Source organism: Hymenobacter sp. PAMC 26628 (genome assembly GCF_001562275.1).
Lineage (GTDB): Bacteria > Bacteroidota > Bacteroidia > Cytophagales > Hymenobacteraceae > Hymenobacter.
In genome coordinates, this window is the sequence record NZ_CP014304.1 from 2,493,815 (window position 1) to 2,512,864 (window position 19,050).

General features: G+C 64.5%; 18 protein-coding genes. 9 read left to right on the forward strand and 9 right to left on the reverse strand.

Annotated elements, in window-relative coordinates:
* Positions 1 to 99 precede the first annotated feature (99 nt).
* The 4 genes from hemL to AXW84_RS10920 all read left to right on the forward strand — a co-directional run bounded on the left by hemL (position 100) and on the right by AXW84_RS10920 (position 3,754).
* Positions 100 to 1,398, forward strand: coding sequence for a glutamate-1-semialdehyde 2,1-aminomutase (hemL, locus tag AXW84_RS10905; RefSeq protein WP_068232688.1), 1,299 nt, complete (start codon positions 100 to 102; stop codon positions 1,396 to 1,398).
* A 148-nt stretch (positions 1,399 to 1,546) separates the two neighbouring features.
* Positions 1,547 to 2,473, forward strand: coding sequence for a hypothetical protein (locus AXW84_RS10910; protein ID WP_068232690.1), 927 nt, complete (start codon positions 1,547 to 1,549; stop codon positions 2,471 to 2,473).
* 75 nt (positions 2,474 to 2,548) lie between these two features.
* A complete protein-coding gene (gene dcd / locus AXW84_RS10915; protein ID WP_068232693.1) occupies positions 2,549 to 3,088 on the forward strand; it encodes a dCTP deaminase in 540 nt (179 codons plus the stop codon).
* A gap of 102 nt (positions 3,089 to 3,190) precedes the next feature.
* Entirely contained in the window at positions 3,191 to 3,754 is a 564-nt protein-coding gene (locus AXW84_RS10920; protein ID WP_068232696.1) for a hypothetical protein, read from the forward strand.
* Between the two features lie 82 nt (positions 3,755 to 3,836).
* On the opposite strand, the gene gldC is transcribed toward AXW84_RS10920, so the two are convergent.
* From gldC to AXW84_RS10945, 5 genes are all read right to left on the reverse strand, one after another.
* A complete protein-coding gene (gldC, locus tag AXW84_RS10925; protein ID WP_068239261.1) occupies positions 3,837 to 4,175 on the reverse strand; it encodes a gliding motility protein GldC in 339 nt (112 codons plus the stop codon).
* A 148-nt stretch (positions 4,176 to 4,323) separates the two neighbouring features.
* The gene (gene dnaN, locus AXW84_RS10930) at positions 4,324 to 5,448 is read right to left on the reverse strand and encodes a DNA polymerase III subunit beta (protein ID WP_068232699.1); all 1,125 of its coding nucleotides are present in this window, start codon (positions 5,446 to 5,448) and stop codon (positions 4,324 to 4,326) included.
* A 189-nt stretch (positions 5,449 to 5,637) separates the two neighbouring features.
* Complete coding sequence (locus AXW84_RS10935) at positions 5,638 to 6,303, reverse strand: hypothetical protein (protein WP_157886947.1); 666 nt, start codon at positions 6,301 to 6,303, stop codon at positions 5,638 to 5,640.
* Positions 6,304 to 6,339: 36 nt separating this feature from the next.
* Complete coding sequence (locus AXW84_RS10940; RefSeq protein ID WP_068232705.1) at positions 6,340 to 7,209, reverse strand: hypothetical protein; 870 nt, start codon at positions 7,207 to 7,209, stop codon at positions 6,340 to 6,342.
* 28 nt (positions 7,210 to 7,237) lie between these two features.
* Positions 7,238 to 8,476 (reverse strand): ABC transporter permease, encoded by a 1,239-nt coding sequence (locus AXW84_RS10945; protein WP_068232708.1) that lies wholly within the window; start codon positions 8,474 to 8,476, stop codon positions 7,238 to 7,240.
* Positions 8,477 to 8,607: 131 nt separating this feature from the next.
* Between AXW84_RS10945 and AXW84_RS10950 the strand changes: the two genes are divergently transcribed.
* From AXW84_RS10950 to fahA, 5 genes are all read left to right on the forward strand, one after another.
* The gene (locus AXW84_RS10950) at positions 8,608 to 9,885 is read left to right on the forward strand and encodes an asparagine synthetase B (protein WP_068232711.1); all 1,278 of its coding nucleotides are present in this window, start codon (positions 8,608 to 8,610) and stop codon (positions 9,883 to 9,885) included.
* A gap of 405 nt (positions 9,886 to 10,290) precedes the next feature.
* Entirely contained in the window at positions 10,291 to 12,138 is a 1,848-nt protein-coding gene (locus AXW84_RS10955) for a glycoside hydrolase family 2 protein (protein ID WP_068232714.1), read from the forward strand.
* Positions 12,139 to 12,217: 79 nt separating this feature from the next.
* Entirely contained in the window at positions 12,218 to 13,318 is a 1,101-nt protein-coding gene (locus tag AXW84_RS10960) for an Mrp/NBP35 family ATP-binding protein (RefSeq protein ID WP_068232717.1), read from the forward strand.
* Positions 13,319 to 13,338: 20 nt separating this feature from the next.
* A complete protein-coding gene (locus tag AXW84_RS10965) occupies positions 13,339 to 13,575 on the forward strand; it encodes a NifU family protein (protein WP_068232718.1) in 237 nt (78 codons plus the stop codon).
* Between the two features lie 113 nt (positions 13,576 to 13,688).
* Positions 13,689 to 14,975, forward strand: coding sequence for a fumarylacetoacetase (gene fahA, locus AXW84_RS10970; protein WP_068232720.1), 1,287 nt, complete (start codon positions 13,689 to 13,691; stop codon positions 14,973 to 14,975).
* Positions 14,976 to 15,078: 103 nt separating this feature from the next.
* Here the strand turns inward: fahA and AXW84_RS10975 are convergent, their stop codons facing one another.
* The 4 genes from AXW84_RS10975 to lpxK form a co-directional block, all read right to left on the reverse strand.
* On the reverse strand, positions 15,079 to 15,669 hold the full coding sequence (locus AXW84_RS10975) for a tRNA-(ms[2]io[6]A)-hydroxylase (RefSeq protein WP_068232725.1): 591 nt from the start codon (positions 15,667 to 15,669) through the stop codon (positions 15,079 to 15,081).
* 137 nt (positions 15,670 to 15,806) lie between these two features.
* Positions 15,807 to 17,273, reverse strand: coding sequence for a putative porin (locus AXW84_RS10980; RefSeq protein WP_082773831.1), 1,467 nt, complete (start codon positions 17,271 to 17,273; stop codon positions 15,807 to 15,809).
* Entirely contained in the window at positions 17,258 to 17,914 is a 657-nt protein-coding gene (locus AXW84_RS26155; RefSeq protein WP_157886948.1) for a putative porin, read from the reverse strand. The genes AXW84_RS10980 and AXW84_RS26155 overlap by 16 nt, the downstream gene beginning before the upstream one ends.
* Before the next feature lie 63 nt (positions 17,915 to 17,977).
* The gene (gene lpxK, locus AXW84_RS10990; RefSeq protein ID WP_068232735.1) at positions 17,978 to 19,039 is read right to left on the reverse strand and encodes a tetraacyldisaccharide 4'-kinase; all 1,062 of its coding nucleotides are present in this window, start codon (positions 19,037 to 19,039) and stop codon (positions 17,978 to 17,980) included.
* Positions 19,040 to 19,050: the final 11 nt, after the last annotated feature.

Consider the following 19,050-nt stretch of genomic DNA (forward strand, 5'->3'; position numbering starts at 1 on the left):
GATGCTTCGACAGGCTCAGCATGACCGCCTAAAGCAAGTAGAAACCTCGAACCCAAACGGCATCCCGTGGCTTATTAAATAAACTGCCAACCGAATTCCATGCTAAACCAAACGACTTCCGACGCCCTTTTTGCCCAGGCCAAAGACCTGATTCCGGGGGGCGTCAACTCGCCGGTGCGGGCCTTCCGCTCGGTGGGCGGCACGCCGGTGTTCATGCAGAGCGCCGCCGGCGCCTGGCTCACCGACGTGGACGGCAACCGCTACGTCGATTTTATCAACTCCTGGGGCCCCATGATTTTGGGCCACGCCCCGGCCGTGGTGCTCGACGCCGTGCGCGCCGCCCTGCCCCACTCGCTCAGCTTTGGGGCCCCCACGCGCCGCGAAAGCGAGCTGGCCCAGCTCATCACCGAAATGGTGCCCAGCATTGAAAAAGTGCGGCTCGTGAACTCCGGCACCGAGGCCTGCATGTCGGCCATCCGGGTGGCGCGGGGCTACACGGGGCGGGCCAAAATCCTCAAGTTTGAGGGCTGCTACCACGGCCACGCCGACGCTTTCCTTATTGCGGCCGGCTCGGGGGCCCTCACCCTGGGCACGCCCGACTCGGCCGGCGTCACGGCCGGCGTGGCCCAGGACACCCTCACGGTGCCCTACAACGACCTGCCCGCCCTGCAAGCCGCCGTGGCCGCCAACCCCGGCCAAATCGCCGCCATTATCCTGGAGCCCGTGGTGGGCAACATGGGCCTGGTGGCCCCGCAGGAAGGGTATTTGCCGGCCCTGCGCGCCCTGTGCACCGCGCATGGCATCGTACTGATTTTTGACGAAGTGATGACCGGCTTCCGCCTGGCGCCCGGCGGGGCCCAGGAGCTGTTTGGCATCGTGCCGGACCTGACGACGCTGGGCAAAATCATCGGCGGGGGCCTGCCGGTGGGGGCCTACGGCGGCCGCGCCGACATCATGAACCAGGTGGCCCCGGCCGGCAAGGTGTACCAGGCCGGCACGCTCTCGGGCAACCCGCTGGCCACCGCCGCCGGCCTGGCCCAGTTGCGCCACCTGCACGAAAACCCCGAACTGTACGCCCAGCTCGACGCCACCACCGCCCGCCTGGCCGACGGCACCCGCCAAATCGCTCAGGAATTAGGCCTCCACTACACCGTAAACCGGGTGGGCTCCATGTTCAGTCTGTTCTTCACGGCAGCCCCGGTGCACAACCTCGAAGACGCCAAGCAGTGCGACCTGCCCGCCTTCGGCCGCTACTTCCACGCCATGCTGGAGCGCGGCATCTACCTGGCGCCCTCGCAGTTCGAGGCCCTGTTCATCTCCACGGCCATCACCGAAGAGTTGGTGGACAAGTACCTTAGCGCCTGCCGCGAATCGCTGATAATAGCCCACGGCTTGTAGCGCGCCGCACCGCCGAAACGAGGCCCCGTCCGGGGCCCCGCGCCCGAGAAAGGTTCGCAAATGCTTCCTACCGGCGGCGTTTGCGAACCTTTCCCATTTAAAGTGTGCGAACTTTGCGCCACGAATTCTTGCGCGTTGCCCTTTGCTTATGCTGAAAATTAAATTCCTCGCGCTGCTCCTGCTGCTCGCTCCGCTGGCCCAGGCCCAGACGCCCGCCCAGGCCAACAAGGCGCTGTTCGACAAGACGGTGGACGAGTTGAACTTCCGCACCTTCGAAACGGTGTACGACAAGTCCTTCACCCGCGGCAAGTTCCCGGTGACGCTGCGCACCGCCGCCGCCCGCCGGCAGTTCGACCAGTTCGGCGACAACGCCGCGCTCAAGAAGCTGTTCCAGAACTACAACGCCAGCGCCGAGCACTACAAAAACCGCTTCGGCACCGGCCCTATGTCGCTGGCCGAGTTCAACAAGCAGCTCAACAGCATCCTGCGCGACCGCAACTTTGAGTTCTTCATCCACGGCCTGCCCCGCGACGAGCGGGTGGCCCTGGTGCGGGCCGAAGAGCGCCTCATCAAGCAGGCCGACGCCCAGTTCAACGCCGCCGGGGCCCCCGCCGACGCAGCCGCCGTGGCCCCCGACGCCGAGGGTCCCATGGCCGCTCCCCTCACCACCAACGACGACGCCCGAGCCGCCCCTACCGCCGAAACCGCCGAAACCACCACTGGGGCCCCGGCCGCCACCGGCGACGATTCGGCCGTGGCTACGCCCCAGCCCGAGGGCCCCGCTCCGCGCCACAACTGGCTCGACTACCTCACGTTTCTGCTCAGCCTGAGCAGCTTCCTGCTGCTGCTGCACCTGGTGCTCAACGTCATCCCGGGCCTCCAGCGCCGCATCGACTACTTAGCCCCGGAGGGCGAGCCCGAGCCCGACGTGGCCCCGCCCGCCCCGGGGCGCAGCCTGCTCAGCCGCCTGCGCGACGCCCGCCCCAAGCCCCTGCGCGACGACCACTACGGCGATGACGACGAGGACGAAGCGCCCGACAGCGACGTGGGCCCCCAGCGGCCCGGCCACGAGTAGCCGCGCTTTTTACCTTCTGATTCCATCCTGCGGCGGGGCCCTACGCCGTCCACCCACCTTTTTTCCTGCCCCGTTTTGATCCTGACCGACCAGCAAATCCTTGCCGAAATTGAGAAAGGCACCATCGTCATCGAGCCCTTCGACCGCAGCTGCCTCGGCACCAATTCGTACGACGTGCACCTGGGCCGCTACCTGGCCACCTACCGCGACGCGGTGCTGGACGCGCGCCGCCACAACGAAATCGACACCTTCGAGATGGACGCCACCGAGGGCTTCGTGCTTCAGCCGGGCCAACTATACTTGGGCGTGACGGCCGAGTATACCGAAACCCACGCCACCGTGCCTTTCCTCGAGGGCAAGAGCAGCGTGGGCCGCCTGGGCATCGACATCCACGCCACAGCGGGCAAGGGCGACGTGGGCTTTTGCAACCACTGGACGCTGGAAATCAGCGTGTCGGTGCCCGTGCGTGTGTACCCCGGCATGCCCATTGGGCAGCTCATCTACTTCCTGGTGCAGGGCGAAGTGGCCACCCTCTACAACCGCAAGCCCAGCGCCAAGTACAACCACCGCACCGACCGGCCGGTGGAGTCAATGATGTGGCAAAACACTTTTTAAGCCAACCGGGCGGGCGGGTTTGCCGTTAACCACGGGCAAGGGCCGCGCGGACGCGGCGCGGTCCTTGCGTTCGTTTTGGTTTTCCACAACCCCCTCCCGACCATGAACAACCGCCTTTCCTCCGGGGCCCTGGCCTGCCTGTTGGCCCTGGCGGCCCCCGCCGCCTGGGCCCAGCAAGTGGCCCTGCCGCCGGTGGCCGTGCAGGATAAAACCCAGCCCAGCCCCCGCCTCAACCCCGAAGCCACCAACCGCGCCGAGCGCCTGAGCGACTACATGGTGCGCGACCTGCACCTTAACGGCTACCAGGCCGCGCGCCTGCGCGCCATCAACGCCGACAAAACCACCAAGCTAGAGGACGCTGAGCGCCGCAACGCCAAGAATACGGCCGCCCTCGACCAGCAGCGCACCGGCATCCTGCACGAGCGCGACCAGGAGCTGAAAGCCGTGCTCAGCACCGACCAGTACTCCAACTACTACGATGCCCGCGGCCGCTACAACAAGGCCGACCGCGACTACGCCAGCACCGCCAGCCAAGCGGCCACCCAGGCCCTCGTCAAGTCGGTACAGGACCCCACCCCGGCCCGCGCCAACAACGCCACCATCGGCCCGGCCAACCCCAAAGCCACCACCCGCCCCGCCGGCAACCTGGGCCGCAACGCCCGCTAGCCCCAGTTGCAACAGGCCCACAAAAAAGCCCCGCTGGCACTGCCAGCGGGGCTTTTTTGTGGGCCTGTTGCAACTGGGGGCCCTAGCTCAGGCCCTGCTCCTGCTGGTCGAGGTAGTCGGACAGCTCCTTGCAGAGGGCCCGGATTTTCTTGGCCATCTCCACGTCGTTGGTGGCCGACACGATGTTTTCGGCCATCGAGCCCATATTGTCCACGCAAAAGCGCTTCATTTCGTCGGTCGGCATGTCCTTGGTCCAGAGGTCGATTTTCATCGTGCCCACCTGCTCGCGGTCCCACAAGGCAATGTTGATGGCCTTGGCAAAGTGAATATCGGGCCCCGCATCGGTGGCCGACCAGCTGATGGCTTCGGGCACTTTCTGGTCGTCGAGGGCAATGCTGAAGCGGATTTCGGATTTTTTCATCACTGATTATTCGTGATTAACCGTGATTTCACTGATTAATCTTTGACTTATAATTTTAACCATTGGTACTGATTAATAATGATTAACCGTGATTTCGCTGGCTGTTGCTAATCAGCGAAATCACGGTTAATCATTATTAATCAGTGATTTAAACGTAGTTGTTGAGCATCACCGGCATCACCAGCATCAGGATGCTCTCGTTGTCGTCGGCGGCGGCGGGCATTAGCAGGCCGGCGCGGTTGGGGGTGCTCAGCTCCAGGGTGATTTCCTCGGAGTCGATGTTGGAGAGCATTTCCTGCAGGAAGCGGGCGTTGAAGCCGATTTCCATGTCCTCGCCGTCGTACTGGCAGGCCAGGCGCTCGTTGGCCTCGTTGCTGAAGTCGAGGTCTTCGGCCGAAACCGTCAGCTCGGAGCCGGCCAGGCGCAGGCGCACCTGGTGGGTGGTTTTGTTGGAATAGATGCTGATGCGGCGCACCGAGTTCAGCAGCTCCTGGCGGTTGATGGTGAGCTTGTTGGGGTTGCTCACCGGAATCACGTTCTCGTAGTCGGGGTAGCGCTCGTCGATCAAGCGGCACACGAGGCGCATCTGGTTAAACGAGAAAAAGGCGTTGCTCTGGTTGAACTCAATGCGCACCGGGGCCGCCTCGGAGGGCAGCACGCCCTTGAGCAGGTTGAAGGCCTTGCGCGGGATAATGAGGTTGGCGGTTTGGCCGGCGCCCACGTCCTGGCGGCGGTAGCGCAGCAGGCGGTGGCCGTCGGTGGCCACGAAGGTGATTTGCGCGTCGGCCAGCTGCACCAGAATACCGGTCATGGCGGGGCGCAGCTCGTCGGTGCTCACCGCGAAGATGGTTTTGTTGATGGCCCGGGCCAGCGACGACGACGGGATTTCGACCGGGGCCGAGCCCTTCACCACCGGCACGCGGGGGAAGTCGGCGGCATTCTCGCCGGCCAGCTTGTAGCGCCCGTTGGCCGAGCCGATTTCGATGGTGTAGGTTTCCTCGTCGATGGTGAAGGTGACGGGCTGGTCGGGCAGGTTCTTGAGCGTATCGAGCAGGATGCGGGCGGGCGCGGCGATGCGGCCCCCGTCGCGGGCCTCCACGGGCAGCTCGGTAATCATGCTGGTTTCCAAATCGGAAGCCGTAATGGTGAGCTTGCCGGCTTCAATCTCGAAGAGGAAATTCTCGAGAATGGGCACCACGGGGTTGTTTGTAACCACGCCGTTGATGCTCTGCAGCTGCTTGAGCAGGGCGGAGGACGAGACGATGAATTTCATAAGACGAAGGCTAGGGTTGGGGGACGGCAAAGATACGCGGCCGCCCCGGGCTTTAGAAAGCGGACCGCCCGATCTTCGACCCAACACTGCGGCGCCTTTTAGGGCCCCAGACGTTATTCGTCGCGTCCGGCCTGGGCCCCGTGCAAATGCCCCCAACCTAAAGCACCCAAGGGCCCGCCCAAACCGCTATTACCGCCCCTGGGCCATGTCCAACATTTGGCGCAGCAGCTGCTGCTGCTCTAGCAAGTGTTGGTTACGCATTTCGGCCAACGCCAATTGGTGCAACAGGTGCTGGGTTTGGAGCGCGGCACCAATGGCCACGTCGGCTGCGGGCGCTGGCGCCGGCGCCGGGGCCCCCACGAGTGGGGCGGATATCGGCAGCGCCACTGCTGGCGGCGCTGCCACTATCGGAGCAGCCTCAACCGCTGCTAGCGGCGGCGCGGCTGGCGGCGCCACCGAGCTAGCCGCCGGCTGCGTCGCACTAGCGGCGGGCGCTTCGGGGGCATCCTCGACCACTTGGGCGGCGAAGAGCGAGGGGGACTCGGGAGTCTTTTTCAGGGCTACGGCCGGTGCAGGCGTCACAGGTGGCGCGGTGGCGGCGGGGGTGGCCCTGGGGACCCCAGTAAGCAGCATGGGGCCCTGGCCCTCCATCAGCCAGTCCTTCGATACATTTGGGTAAACCTCGAAAACCTTGCATAACAGGTCGTAGCCGGGCTTGTTGCGCCCGTCGATGAGGTGCTGCACTACGCTGGCGGTTTTGCCCAGCGACTGCGCAAAGGCGTTTTTGGTCAGGCCAACTTCTTGGATGAGTTCGGCGAAGCGGAGGTTGACGGGGGCCAGCATGAGGATTTGCACAAATGAGAAGTTGCGCAAATGTATAACAACCGGCGGCTACGGCTTTTTTGGGGCCCCGGCCGCGTCAGCCAGCGGCACCAGCGGGCCCCGGGGATGCACCCGCGCGTAGGGAAAGCGGTAGGTGTCGTCGGGCTCGAAGTTTTGGATGACGTGGGGCAGCTCGAACCGGTAGAACAGCAGCAGCGCCCGGGGCGTGAGGGCAAACTCGTTGAGGCCAACGGCCGCCGCGGCCTCGGGGCGGCTGGCCATTTCGAACACGACCTGCCGGGTGGCCGCGTTCCAGTGGAAGCGCTCGGCTAAGTCGGCCACCTCTGCCTTGTCGGCGGGGTCGGCGGCAATTTGGCCCAGGTGCTCGCCGACGCGCCGGCTGATGGCGCCCTGCATCCGGCGCTGCAGCTGTTCGGGCGGGTCGGCCACCACGTCGACCAGGCGCAGGCCGCGGCCGGTGCGCAGGTCGAAGGTGGCGTGCTGGTCCGCTTGCGAGGGGTACGCCCCCATGTATTCCAGGTGGAACGCGAAGGAGAGCAGATAATTTTGGTTCAGCAGCACGTTGTAGTCGGCGCCCACGAACCCCTGGCCGTAGCGGCGCAAAACCTTCTGGTCGGTGTCGTACCGGCTTTCCCGGTCGGCCTGGCGCAATTGCTGCTGGGGCGTGGCCAGCAAATCGATGCCGTCGGCGTTGGCCCCGACGATGAGCCGGAGCAGCGCCCGGTTGATGCGCCGGGCTACGGCGGCGTCCGCCAGCTTCACCTGCGGCACCTTAAAGTCGGCCGCGGTCACGGCGTATACCTGCGCCCGGCCAGCCGCCACAGCCTGCGCCCGCGCCGGGGCCCCCAGCAGTACCGACCCCGCCCAAATCCCAAGCCCGCAAAGCGCCCGGACGGAACCCCAAAAAATCCGTTTCATCCGCTGAAATCCGTTTAATCTGCGGTCCTTACTCGTAGCGCAGGCTTTCGATGGGGTCCAGCGCGGCGGCCTTGCCGGCCGGGTACGAGCCCGAGAGCAGGCCCACGCTCACGCAAATGACCAGGCCCACCAGCATCCAAAACCAGGGCACGTAGAACGAGCCGCTGCCGATGAGCAGCGCCACGCCGTTGCCCCCAATCACGCCCAACCCGATGCCCAGGGCCCCGCCGAGCACGCAAATCACGATGGCTTCGATAAGAAACTGCTGCCGGATTTGGATGGCCGTGGCCCCCAGGGCCTTGCGCACCCCAATTTCGCGGGTGCGCTCGGTAACGGACACCAGCATGATGTTCATCAGGGCAATGCTGGCCCCGAGCAGCGTAATAAAGGCGATGATGCCGCCCCCGACCCGCATTTTTCCCGAGAGGTCGTCGAGCTTGTTGGCCAGCGAGTCGCTGCTTTCAATCTCGAACGAATCGGCTTGGCCCAGGCGGTCGTGGCGCACGTTGCGCATGATGCCGGTGGCTTGGTCGAGCAAGTAGGGCAACAGCTCCGGGCGGGTACTGGCCGTTTTCAACGAGTAGGTGAGGGCCCCGGAGCGGGGCAGCTGGTTGCCGGTTTCGAGCGGCAGCAGGGCGATGCGGTCGGCCCCGCCCCCGCCCATGGTGCTGCCGCTGGGCGCCAGCAGGCCCACGATGAGGAAGCGACGGCCCAGGGCCGTGACGTATTTCCCCACCGGGGGTTGGCGCGGAAACAACTTCTCGCGGATTTCGTCGCCCACAATGGCCACGTTGGCCCCGCGCGTCAGCTCGCCCTGCGAGAAGCTGCGGCCCTGGGCCAGGTTGTAGCCCTGGATGCGCAGGTAGTTTTCGTCGCCGGCCACCACCTGCATGTTGGGGTTGGTCTTTTCGCCGTTGGCCTTGATCTCGGTGGCCCCGGAGATGAAAGCCGACACGCCCACCTCGGCCTCGGCGCCCAGCTGGGCCTTGTACTGGCGGGCCTGGAGCAGCGTGAGGGCCGGGTACTGCTTGCCCGACACGCCGCCGCGGCGCGAGCGGTTGTTGTAGCCCTTGGCCCGGATTTCGAACGAGTTGCTGCCCAGGCTGGCGAAGGTCGCGTTCAGCGAGTTCTTCATGGCGTCGATGCTGGTGAGGATGCCCACCAGGGCAAACAGGCCGATGCTGACGATGAGGGCCGTGAGCACCGTGCGCAGCAGGTTGCTGCGGATGGAGCGGAAGGCTTCGCGGATGTTTTCGAGCAGGTTCATGGCGGCGGGGGCGGGCGTTGGGGCCCCGGCGGGGGGCCCCGGGCCGCGCCAAAGTTCGGCGGCCGGCGCCTAACTTGAACCACCGTTGCAGCCGCCTCGTTGGGCGGGTGCGTCATTTTCCGAAAAAACTTATGCGGCACCCGCGTTTTCTGTTTTCGTTTTGGCTGCTGCTGGCCGGCCTGCTGGGGCCCCTGGCGGCCCGCGCCAACCACGTACTCATCCCGATGGACAACACCCAGAAGGAAGCCCTGAAGGCCTACGGCCTGGCCTTCTGGCTGTTGCAGCGCGAAGTGCCCGTGGACTGGCTCCTGAACTACCGCGGCGGCTCGTTTGCCTTCGACGTGACGCCGGGGGCCGAAACCGAGCTGGCCGCCCGCGGCGTGAGCTACTCAGTCATCAGCGAGGCGCAGTACAGCGGCATCCTGGCCGAAATCGCCGACGCCAACGCCAACATGGACGTGATGAAGCTGGAGAAGGTGCCCAAAATTGCGGTGTACACGCCCAAAGGCAAGCAGCCCTGGGACGACGCCGTGACGCTGGTGCTGGAATACGCCGAGATTCCGTACGACAAGATTTACGACGACGAAATACTGGGCGGCGTGCTGCCCAAGTACGACTGGCTGCACCTGCACCACGAAGACTTCACGGGCCAGTACGGCAAGTTTTACGCCACCTACCGCAACTACCCCTGGTACCAGCAGCAGGTGCGCGACGCCGAGGCCGCCGCCAAGCGCAACAACTTCGGCAAGGTGAGCCAGATGAAGGCCACGGTGGCCGTGAAAATGCAGGAATTCATTGCTGGGGGCGGCTTTTTGTTCGCCATGTGCTCGGCCACGGATAGCTACGACATTGCCCTGGCCGGCCTGGGCGTGGACATGGTGGAGAGCATGTACGACGGCGACCCCGCCGACCCGCAGGCCCAGAGCAAGCTCAACTTCAACCGCTGCCTGGCCTTTCAAAACTTCCAGCTCGTGCGCGACCCCTACCGGTACGAGTATTCCAACATCGACATGGAGCCCTTCGAGCGGGGCCTGGGCGAGCAGAACGACTACTTCCAGCTCTTCACTTTTTCGGCCAAGTACGACCCCGTGCCCACCATGCTCACCCAAAACCACGAAAAGGTTATCAAGGGCTTTATGGGCCAAACCACGGCCTTCCGCAAGAGCCTGGTGAAGTCCGACGTGGTGGTGATGGGCGACACCAAGCAGGACGGCGAGGTGCGCTACCTGCACGGCACGCTGGGCAAGGGCACCTGGACCTTTTACGGCGGCCACGACCCCGAGGACTACCAGCACCTGGTGGGCGAGGAGCCCACCGACCTGGCCCTGCACCCCAACTCGCCCGGCTACCGCCTGATTCTCAACAACGTGCTGTTTCCGGCGGCCAAAAAGAAGAAGCAGAAAACCTAGCCGGTTTGGGAATGTTGGAACGGGGAAGAGAAGCATCCCTGCGTCTCAGAATTGAACGACTTGTTCGGCCATCGTTCAGTTCTGAGACGCAGGGATGCTTCTCTTCCCCGTTTCTAAAGCCAAAAAAATAAGTCAACCAACTACAAAGTAATTGAGGATTTTTAGAAGTTTAAACAGCACGTCATACTGACGAAAGAAGCAGCTTTTCCGCTGACTGATTTAATTTGATTGGGTAAATATTGCGGTGGAGCTGCTTCTTTAGGCAATACGACGTGCTGTTGAGGGCTTTATCGACTGGGGCCCCATCCTACTCTTACTACTATATACTATAATTTTTCCTAGTTCGTTTCGTGGTTTCTGCCCACCTTGCGGTCCTAATTTATTGCTAAGCCTTATTTTTTATCCATGCTTCCCCTCGTTCCCAACTACGGGTTCTCAACCCTGAGCCACGACCCGCACCTGGCCAACCCCCTACCCCGCGCCGTGGTGCGCGACAACAACTACCTGCTCCTCGACGGCGAATGGCGCTTCGCCGTTGACTACCAAGACGTAGGATTGAACGACGACTGGGCCCTGGGCCACGCCTACGACGGCATTGCTAGTTGGCCCGGCTCGGTGGAAGAGCACATGGCCGCCGCCAAGGACCAAACCCATCCCGCGGTGTGGCAAGACCAGGTAGTGGCTTGGTACGAGCGCGAATTCAACCTGCCCGCCCGCGACACCGCCGACAAGCACTCGCTGTTTCAACTCACCTTTGGGGCCTGCGGCTACGAAACCCGCGTGTGGCTGAACGGCCACTTGCTGCGCACCATCGAGGGCGAGGACGTGCACTACGGCGAGTACACCTCGTTCTCGTTTGAGCTGCGGCCTGGCCTGCTTCAGCCCGTGAACCGCCTCACGGTGCGCATTGCCGACACGATGGACGCCGAAACGCCCCGTGGCAAGCAGGAATCGCACGTGTACAAGCGCGGCGGCATCTGGTACCAAACCCAGACCGGGGCCGTGCGCAGCGTGTGGCTGGAAATGGTGGAGCGCAACCGCCTGCGCTCGCGCGTGGGCGTCGACAGCATCATCGAAGACAACCTCGTGCGCTTCAACCTCAGCACGCGCATTCAGGACCCGGGGCCCTACACGCTGCGCCTCCAGGTGTTTGGCAACGCCGACGAAGCGCCCGGCCCGCTGGCCACCGCCGATTTCCCGCTGCGCCTCGCCGCCGGGCAGCGCGAGCAGCGCGTGGTGCTGGAGCTGCCCGGGGCCCGCCTGTGGCAGCCCGGGGCCCCCAACCTGTACCGCCTCGTAGCCCAGCTCATCGACCAGGACGGCTACGCGGCCCAGATTGAAACGGACTTTGGCCTGCGCAAAATTGAGAGCCGCGGCAGCCGCGTGTACCTCAACAACGTGCCGGTGTACCTCGACGGCATCCTGTACCAGCCCGGCACGGCCACCTACGAGGAAATCCGCCGCCACTTCTACGCCATGCAGGAGCTGGGCTGCAACCTGGTGCGGGTGCACATTGCCGGCATCGACCCGCGCCTCTACGCCCTGGCCGACGAGCTGGGCCTGCTGCTGTGGGTAGAGGTGCCCAGCCCGCACAGTTCCACGCCGCGCAGCCGCCAAAACCACCGCGCCGAGCTGCTGCGCATGCTGGCCCTGATGCAGTCGCACCCCTCGGTGGTCATCTGGAGCCTCTACAACGAAGACTGGGGCTGCCAGGACATCGCCACGAACCCCGAAACCCGGGCCTACATCGTGGACATGTACCACTACATGCAAATCAACCACCCGCAGTTTTTGGTGGTCGACAACGACGGCTGGCACCACATTTCCGACCGCGGCCGCCTGCAGTCCGACCTGCTCACGGCCCACCTCTACACCCCCGACCTGGGCCGCTGGCAGGAGCTGCTCGACCGCCTCGTGCGCGGCGAGCTCGACGGCACCGCCGCCTTCCCGCTCGTGGTGGGCGACCCGTTCTTCTACCGCTGCCAGAAACCACTGATTGTGAGCGAGTGGGGCGGCTTCGGCTTCTCCGACTACGGGGGGCCCGCCGACGCCGAGGCCCGCACCAACAGCATCCGCGCCTTCAAGCACGAGCTGCGCCAGCGCTCCATCGCCGGCGACGTGTACACCCAGGCCACCAACATCGAAGACGAGCGCAACGGCCTCATCAACTTCCACACCGGGGCCCTGGAAGTGCCGGCCGGCGTGCTGGCCTCTCAGGTTGAGGTGCCGGTGGCGGGGCCCCAGGGCGCGTAACTAACCGGGCGGGGCCGAACCCACGGCCCCGCCCACGGGTTATCTTTGCAGTGCGCCCCCAACGGGCGCCGCACCCAAGATGCCGATAACCGAAGAAGCCGTTTTTAAGGCCCTGAGCTACGTGGAGGAGCCCGACCTGGGCCAGGACCTGGTGACCCTCAAAATGATTGAGGACGTGCACATTGACGGCCTCACCGTAGCCTTTACCGTGGTGCTGACCACGCCGGCCTGCCCCCTCAAGCAGCTCATCCACGACGCCTGCGAGCGGGCCATCCACACGATGGTGGACAAGGACGCCAACGTGGTGATTACCATGACCTCGCGCGTGACCACGCTGCGCAACAACAACGAGCTGCTGCCCGGCGTGAAGAACATCATCGCCATTGCCTCGGGCAAGGGCGGCGTGGGCAAAAGCACCGTCACGGCCAACTTGGCGGTGGCGCTGGCCGCCTCGGGTGCCAAGGTGGGCTTGATTGACGCCGACATTTCGGGCCCCAGCATGCCGCTGATGTTCGGGGTGGAAGATTCCAAGCCCCACGTGTTCCAGGGCCCCAACGGCAAGAACCTCATCCAACCCATCGAGCGCTACGACGTGAAGCTCATGAGCATCGGCTTCCTGGCCCCGGCCGAAAGCGCCATCGTGTGGCGGGGCCCCATGGCCTCATCGGCGCTCAAGCAGTTCATCACGGAAGTGGAGTGGGGCGAGCTGGACTACCTGCTGCTCGATCTGCCGCCCGGCACCTCCGACATTCACCTCACGCTGGTGCAGTCGGTGCCCGTGACCGGGGCCGTCATCGTGACTACGCCGCAGCGCGTGGCCCTGGCCGACGCCCAGAAGGGCCTCCAGATGTTCCGCCAGCCCCAAATCAACGTGCCCGTGCTGGGCATCGTCGAAAACATGGCTTGGTTCACGCCGGACGAGCTACCCAACAATAAATACTTTATCTTCGGCGAAAACGGCGGCCAGCGCCTGGCCAAGCTGCACGACGTGCCCCTGCTGGGCCAGCTGCCGCTGGTGCAAAGCATCCGCGAGGACGGCGACCAGGGCCGCCCCGCCGTGCTCGACCCCACGTCGGCCGTGGGCCAGGCCTTTGCCAACCTGGCCGAAGCCGTGGCCCGGCAAGTAAGCATTCGCAATAACATTGCACCCAAAACCACCGTTGTAGAAATGCAGCGGTAGTCCGATTTAACCCCAAGAAAATGCTCCTCGACCATCCCCTGCTGCCCCGCATCGAAGCCGCCCTGGACGATTTGCGCCCTTACCTGGCCACCGACGGCGGCAACGTGCGCGTGGCCAACATCACTGCTGAAGGCGTGCTCCAACTCGAATGGGAAGGGGCCTGCGGGGCCTGCCCTATGTCGCCGATGACGCGCGCCGGCCTCGAAGATTCCGTGCGCAAAGCCGTCCCCGAAATCACGTCCGTAGAGGCCAAGTAAAACCCTATCTATCAAACGAATCTCCCGAGTTCGGGTTGCAGACGCCACGCCAAGCGCGCGGCTTCCGCAACCCGAACTCGGGGTATTCGTTTGTAGGGGCTTACCCCCTTTGCATGTCCGCTTCCGCCCTGAACGCCCCCGGCCTGCGTGCCTGGATTGACATTCCGTTCCAGCACGATTTTCCCATCCAAAACCTGCCGTTCGGCGTGTTCGAAACCGACGAGCGGGGCCCCCGGCTGGCCGTGGCCATCGGCGACTACGTGCTGGACTTGTACGTGCTCAGCACCTTCGGCTTTTTCGACGACCTCACCGAACTGGGCGCCGCCCAACCGCGAGTGTTTCGCCGCCGCTCGCTGAACGGCTTTTTGCGCCTGGGCCGGCCGGCGTGGCGAGCCGTGCGCCAGCGCGTGAGCGAGCTGCTGCGCCACGACAACGCCGACCTGCGCGACCACCCCGAGGCCGCCCGCGCCGCCTTGGTGCGCCAGCGCGACGTGGCGATGCTGCGCCCCGTGAAGCCCGCCAACTACACTGATTTTTACAGCAGCCTGACGCACGCCGTCAACGTGGGCACCCTATTCCGGGGCCCCGAAAACCCCTTGCTGCCCAACTGGCGGCACCTGCCGGTGGCCTACCACGGCCGCGCCAGCAGCATTGTGGCCAGCGGCACACCCATCCGGCGGCCCCAGGGCCAGGTGCTGGCACCCGGCGCCGACGCGCCCACTTTCGGTCCCAGCCAGCAGCTCGATTTCGAGTTGGAAATGGCCTTTATCGTGGGCACCGCTTCGACCCTGGGCACGCCCGTACCCGCTGAGCAGGCCGAGAGCCACATTTTTGGTCTGTGCCTATTCAACGACTGGAGCGCCCGCGACGTGCAGAGCTGGGAATACGCGCCGCTAGGGCCCTTTCTGGGCAAGAACTTCGGCAGCAGCCTGGGGCCCTGGGTGGTCACGCTCGACGCGCTGGAGCCTTTCCGCACCGCCGGGCCGGCGCAGGAGCCCACGCCCCTGCCCTACCTGCAAACCACGGGCGACCACCACTTTGCCATTCAGCTAGAGGCCGCCCTGGCGCCCGCCGGGGGCCCCGAAACGGTGCTGGCCCGCCCCACTTTCCAGGGCCTGTACTGGAGCATGGCCCAGCAGCTGGCCCACCACACCTCCAACGGCTGCAACCTGGAAGTGGGCGACGTGTGCGCCTCGGGCACCATTTCCGACCCCGGCGCCTTTGGCTCGCTGCTGGAGCTCGCCGCCCGTGGCACCCAACCCGTGCCCCTGGCCGACGGCACCACCCGCGCTTTCCTGCTCGACGGCGACACCGTAACGCTGCGCGCCTACGCCGAGGCCGACGGCGTGCGCATCGGCTTCGGTGAGGTGAGCGGCACGATTCTGCCCGCCGCGGAATAGTCGGCGCGCCGGGTTTCGCCGAGTTTAAAAAGTAAGTCTCGCCAAGTAGTGTACGTGCACTACTTGGCGAGACTTACTTTTTAAACTCGGCGAAACCCGGCGCTTAATGCATGCGGTCGTTGCGCACGGGCAGGTTTGTCACGATGTCGCCCTCAATCTTGAGCAGTTCCTGCAAGCGGGCGTCCACGTCGTAGTCGGCGCAGTATTCTTTGGCCAGGTCAACGTAGCTCACGAAATGGCCGGCTTCCGACACCATTAGCTCGTAGTAGAACTGGCTCAGGTCAGGGTCGGGAATGTGCTTCCAGAGTAGCTTGAACCGCTCGCAGCTGCGCGCCTCGATGAGGGCCGACACGAGGAGCTGGTCCAGGAGCTGGCGCTCGCGGGCCCCACCCTTGCGCACGTGGGCCAGCAGTTGCACCACGTACTCGTCGCGGCGCGGGCGGCCCAGGGCGAAGCCGCGCTTGCGCAGCTCGTCGAGCACGCGCTCGAAGTGGCCCCACTCCTCGGCCACGAGCAGCGTCAGCTCGTCCACCAGCCGGGTTTTTTCGGGGTAGTGGATGATCATGCTGATGCCAGTGCTGGCGGCTTTCTGCTCGCACCAGGCGTGGTCGACGAGGATGTCCTCAATGTTTTTGCTGGCAATGTCCACCCACCGCGGGTCGGTGTTCAGCTTAAGTTTTAATATTGTCTTCATCGCTGATTAAACTGATTAACCGTGATTTCGCTGATTTTTTTTGTTGATTAACTCTAATTGATTAACCGTTAGTTTAATTCGCTGACAGCAGGAATTTATAATTAGCGAAATCACGGTTAATCAGTTTAATCAGCGATTTAATTAAAGAACTTCCAGTTCAGCCCAAACTGGAGGCGGCGCGGGTATGCGGGGTAAAACGGCGAGGCGAAATAGCCGGCGTGCCCATCGATGCCTTGGTTGAGGTACGGCACTTTCAAAAATACCGATACCGTTTTGATGTCGGCCGCGAAGAAGGCGCTGGCCACGCCGTAGTTGCGGATGGTAAAATCGTCCTGCAAGTAGAACTGCTGCGTGCTGGGGCTGTAATTGTAGCCCTTAAACCGGGATTGATAGTAGAACTCCAGGCCCACTTGCGTGAACATGGCTTTGCCAAAAATGTAGCTCTGGTAGTACACCCGCGACTCGGTGACGAGGGCCGGAATGCGCAGTCCAGCGCCTTCGTTCCCCGCCCCTTTGGTGTACGTGCCTTGGTTGTCAAACCCGAACCGCCCGAAGCGCACCCGGTGCCGCGCCGAGCCAATGAGCAGTTGCTTGGTGGTGGAGAGCTGCCTGGGTACCCCAGTCGTATCGTAGTACACGTAATTGACTAAGTTCACCAACGACACGCTGGCCTCGAACAGGTGGTCGGCGAAGCCCGGCAGCGCCTGCCGCAGCCGACCCGTAAACTGCTGGGTCGACGTGTTTTTAAACTCATAGTCGCCGTTGCCGTCCACGTTTTTCCACTTATAATGGTTGCCACTAAACTCGCGCTGAGTGAGCGTGGGCGAGTACGAGGCAAGCAATACCTCGCCCGACAGGGGCCCCGTGCGCACCGTGCCGCGTAGCCAGTATTCGCTGTTTCGGATGGCCGTCAGGGGCTTATCAGTGAGTAGGCTTAACTTAGGGAATTTGAGTTCGCCGGCCACTTCCACCGCGTAGACAGTGCGGTAGTTGAAGGCGGCCGTCCCCCCCACGAATCCTTCGTTGTAGGTACGGTTTTGCACCTGCTGCAACGTGGTAGCGGCCGTGGGAATCCCGCTCGGCGTGGTGGGTTGAATGATGTAAGGCTTGTCGGAAAATGCTACCAGTGAGGCGTTGCGCAGCCGCCCATACACCCGGTATTCCACGGCGGTGTTACCCAGCGCGTTGGTGTGACCTAGCAACCCGAAAGTGTTCTCCACTTGCTTATAATCAACCCGGTCGAGAGTAACGGTACGAGTTCGGTAAGTAGTATCGGCCGCGCCGAGGCCAACGCCAGGGTAAAATAGCAGCTTGCCGCTAGCATCGTACGGAATGGCCCCGTCGGAATAGTTGTTGTACTGGTGCTTAAAGTCGAGCACGTGGTAGGCCGTCAGGCCCCGGCCCAGCAGCCGGTAGCTCTGAAAGGCGTGCAGCTGGTCGCGGTTCTCGGTGTTTTGGGCCTGCGTGAGGTACACTCGCTCACTGGAGTAGTTGAACAGGTTGCCGGGGTAGTTCGCCGCATCGGTTTTGGTTTCCGTGTCGCGCGGCCACACGCCGCCCTGCTCCACGGCGCGGTGGCGGCTGGTGCTTATGTTGGCCAGCAGGCGGTAGCGGCCGTTTTCGGACTGGTAGCGGGTAAAAAAAGCAGGTTGCTGTGCTCCACCAGGCCCACCCCACCCACGGCCCCCGACGTGGTGCCGAGGATTTTATTCGACGCGATGCGCTCGTAGGCGGCCCCCACGCTGAAGTTCTTTTTCAGGCTGCGGCTGTAGCTGATTTCAAACACCTGCTCGCCCGAGGTGGACTGCAAAATCCGGAAAAACGAGTACGGCGAGCGGCTGTCGTAGTACGGAATGTCGCTGCTTTCGCGGGCGTACTTGTCGAACACGTTGCGCCCCAGCCGGGCCCCCAGCTGGTAGTTGGGCTGGTAGAGCAGCGGCCGCGAGGCCGAGCCCACCGTGCCCAAGTCCTGCTGAAACGTGGAATCGTGCATCCAAAACCGAATTTGCGGCAGCTTCACCAGGCTGGTGTCGACGGGCGTGCCGGCCGTGGAGTCGTGCAGCACCTCAGCTTCGTAGATGACGCGGGTGGTTTTGGGCCCGTACAGCACCGTGGTCGAGTCGTCGACGACTTGAGCGTGGGCCGCTGGGGCCCCCAGCAGCATCCCGGCCAGCACCAGGGCCCCGGCGGGCCAGCCGCGCCGGCCGCGGCTCAGCAAATGCAGAAAGAAAAGGAAGTAGCGCAAACGGGCAAAAGCTAAGCGGCGCAAGGCCGGGCAGGGCGAAAAAACGAGTGACGGCGCGGGGCTTCAGGCGGCGCGGGGCCCCGGCGGCGCGGGCAGCCGCGCACGCAGCAAGGCCGCGTCGTGGGGCCCCAACGCCGCCCGCACCGCCATGGTATAGAGGGGCAAGCCGGCCAGCGCGGCCGCCAGCGCGGGGTCGGCCAGCCGGGCGGCGTCCTTGGTGGTGGTAAAAATAGGCCAGCCGGGCCGCCAGTGCGCCCGCAGCGCTGCCAGGTCGGCGGACACGAAGGCGTGGTGGTCGGGAAAATTGGCGTGGAAGGCTATTTCGTAGCCCAGGCCTTCGAGGTGCTGGCGCAGGGGCCCCGGCTGCGCAATGCCGGTGAGCAGCAGCGCCGAACCGCCCAGTGCGGGCGGCCCAGCGGCTTCCGCCAGGGCCTGCGGCGGGCCGTATTCGTAGCTCGAAAACAACACCGGGGCCCCGGGCCGGGCGTAGCGCCCGATGCACCGGGCCACGGCGGCACGGGCGGCCACGGGGGCCCTGGGCGGGCACTTGGTGGCGATGATGACGTCGGCGCGGCGGGCCCCGGCGCGGCTTTCGCGCAGGCGGCCGGCGGGCAGCACGTGGTCAGCGTAGAACGGGCGGGCCCACTCAGTGAGCAGCACGTTCAGGGCGGGGCGCACGGCGCGGTGCTGGTAGGCATCGTCGAGCACGACGACGGTGGTTTCCGGGTGCGTTTGCAGCAGCAGCGCCACGCCCAGGCGGCGGGCTTCGGCCACGGCCACGGGCACGCCCCGGGGCCCAAACTGCTCAAAGTACTGCCACGGCTCGTCGCCCACCGTGGCCGCCGAATCGAGGGGCCCGGCCAGGCGGGGCCCCCGGGTGCGGCGGCCGTAGCCGCGGCTGAGCACGGCCGGGCGGTGGCCCTGGCGCAACAGCTCCTCGAGTAGCCAGATGACGTGGGGCGTTTTGCCAGTGCCGCCCACCCGCAGGTTGCCCACGCCCACCAGCGGCACGGCAAAGGCCGCCGAATGCTTCCAGCCCCGGTCGTACAGCCAGTTGCGAACGGCCAGCACGCCCGCGTAGAGCCAGGAAAACGGCAGCAACAGAAAAGCGAATCCAGCGGGCATACGGGGGCAAT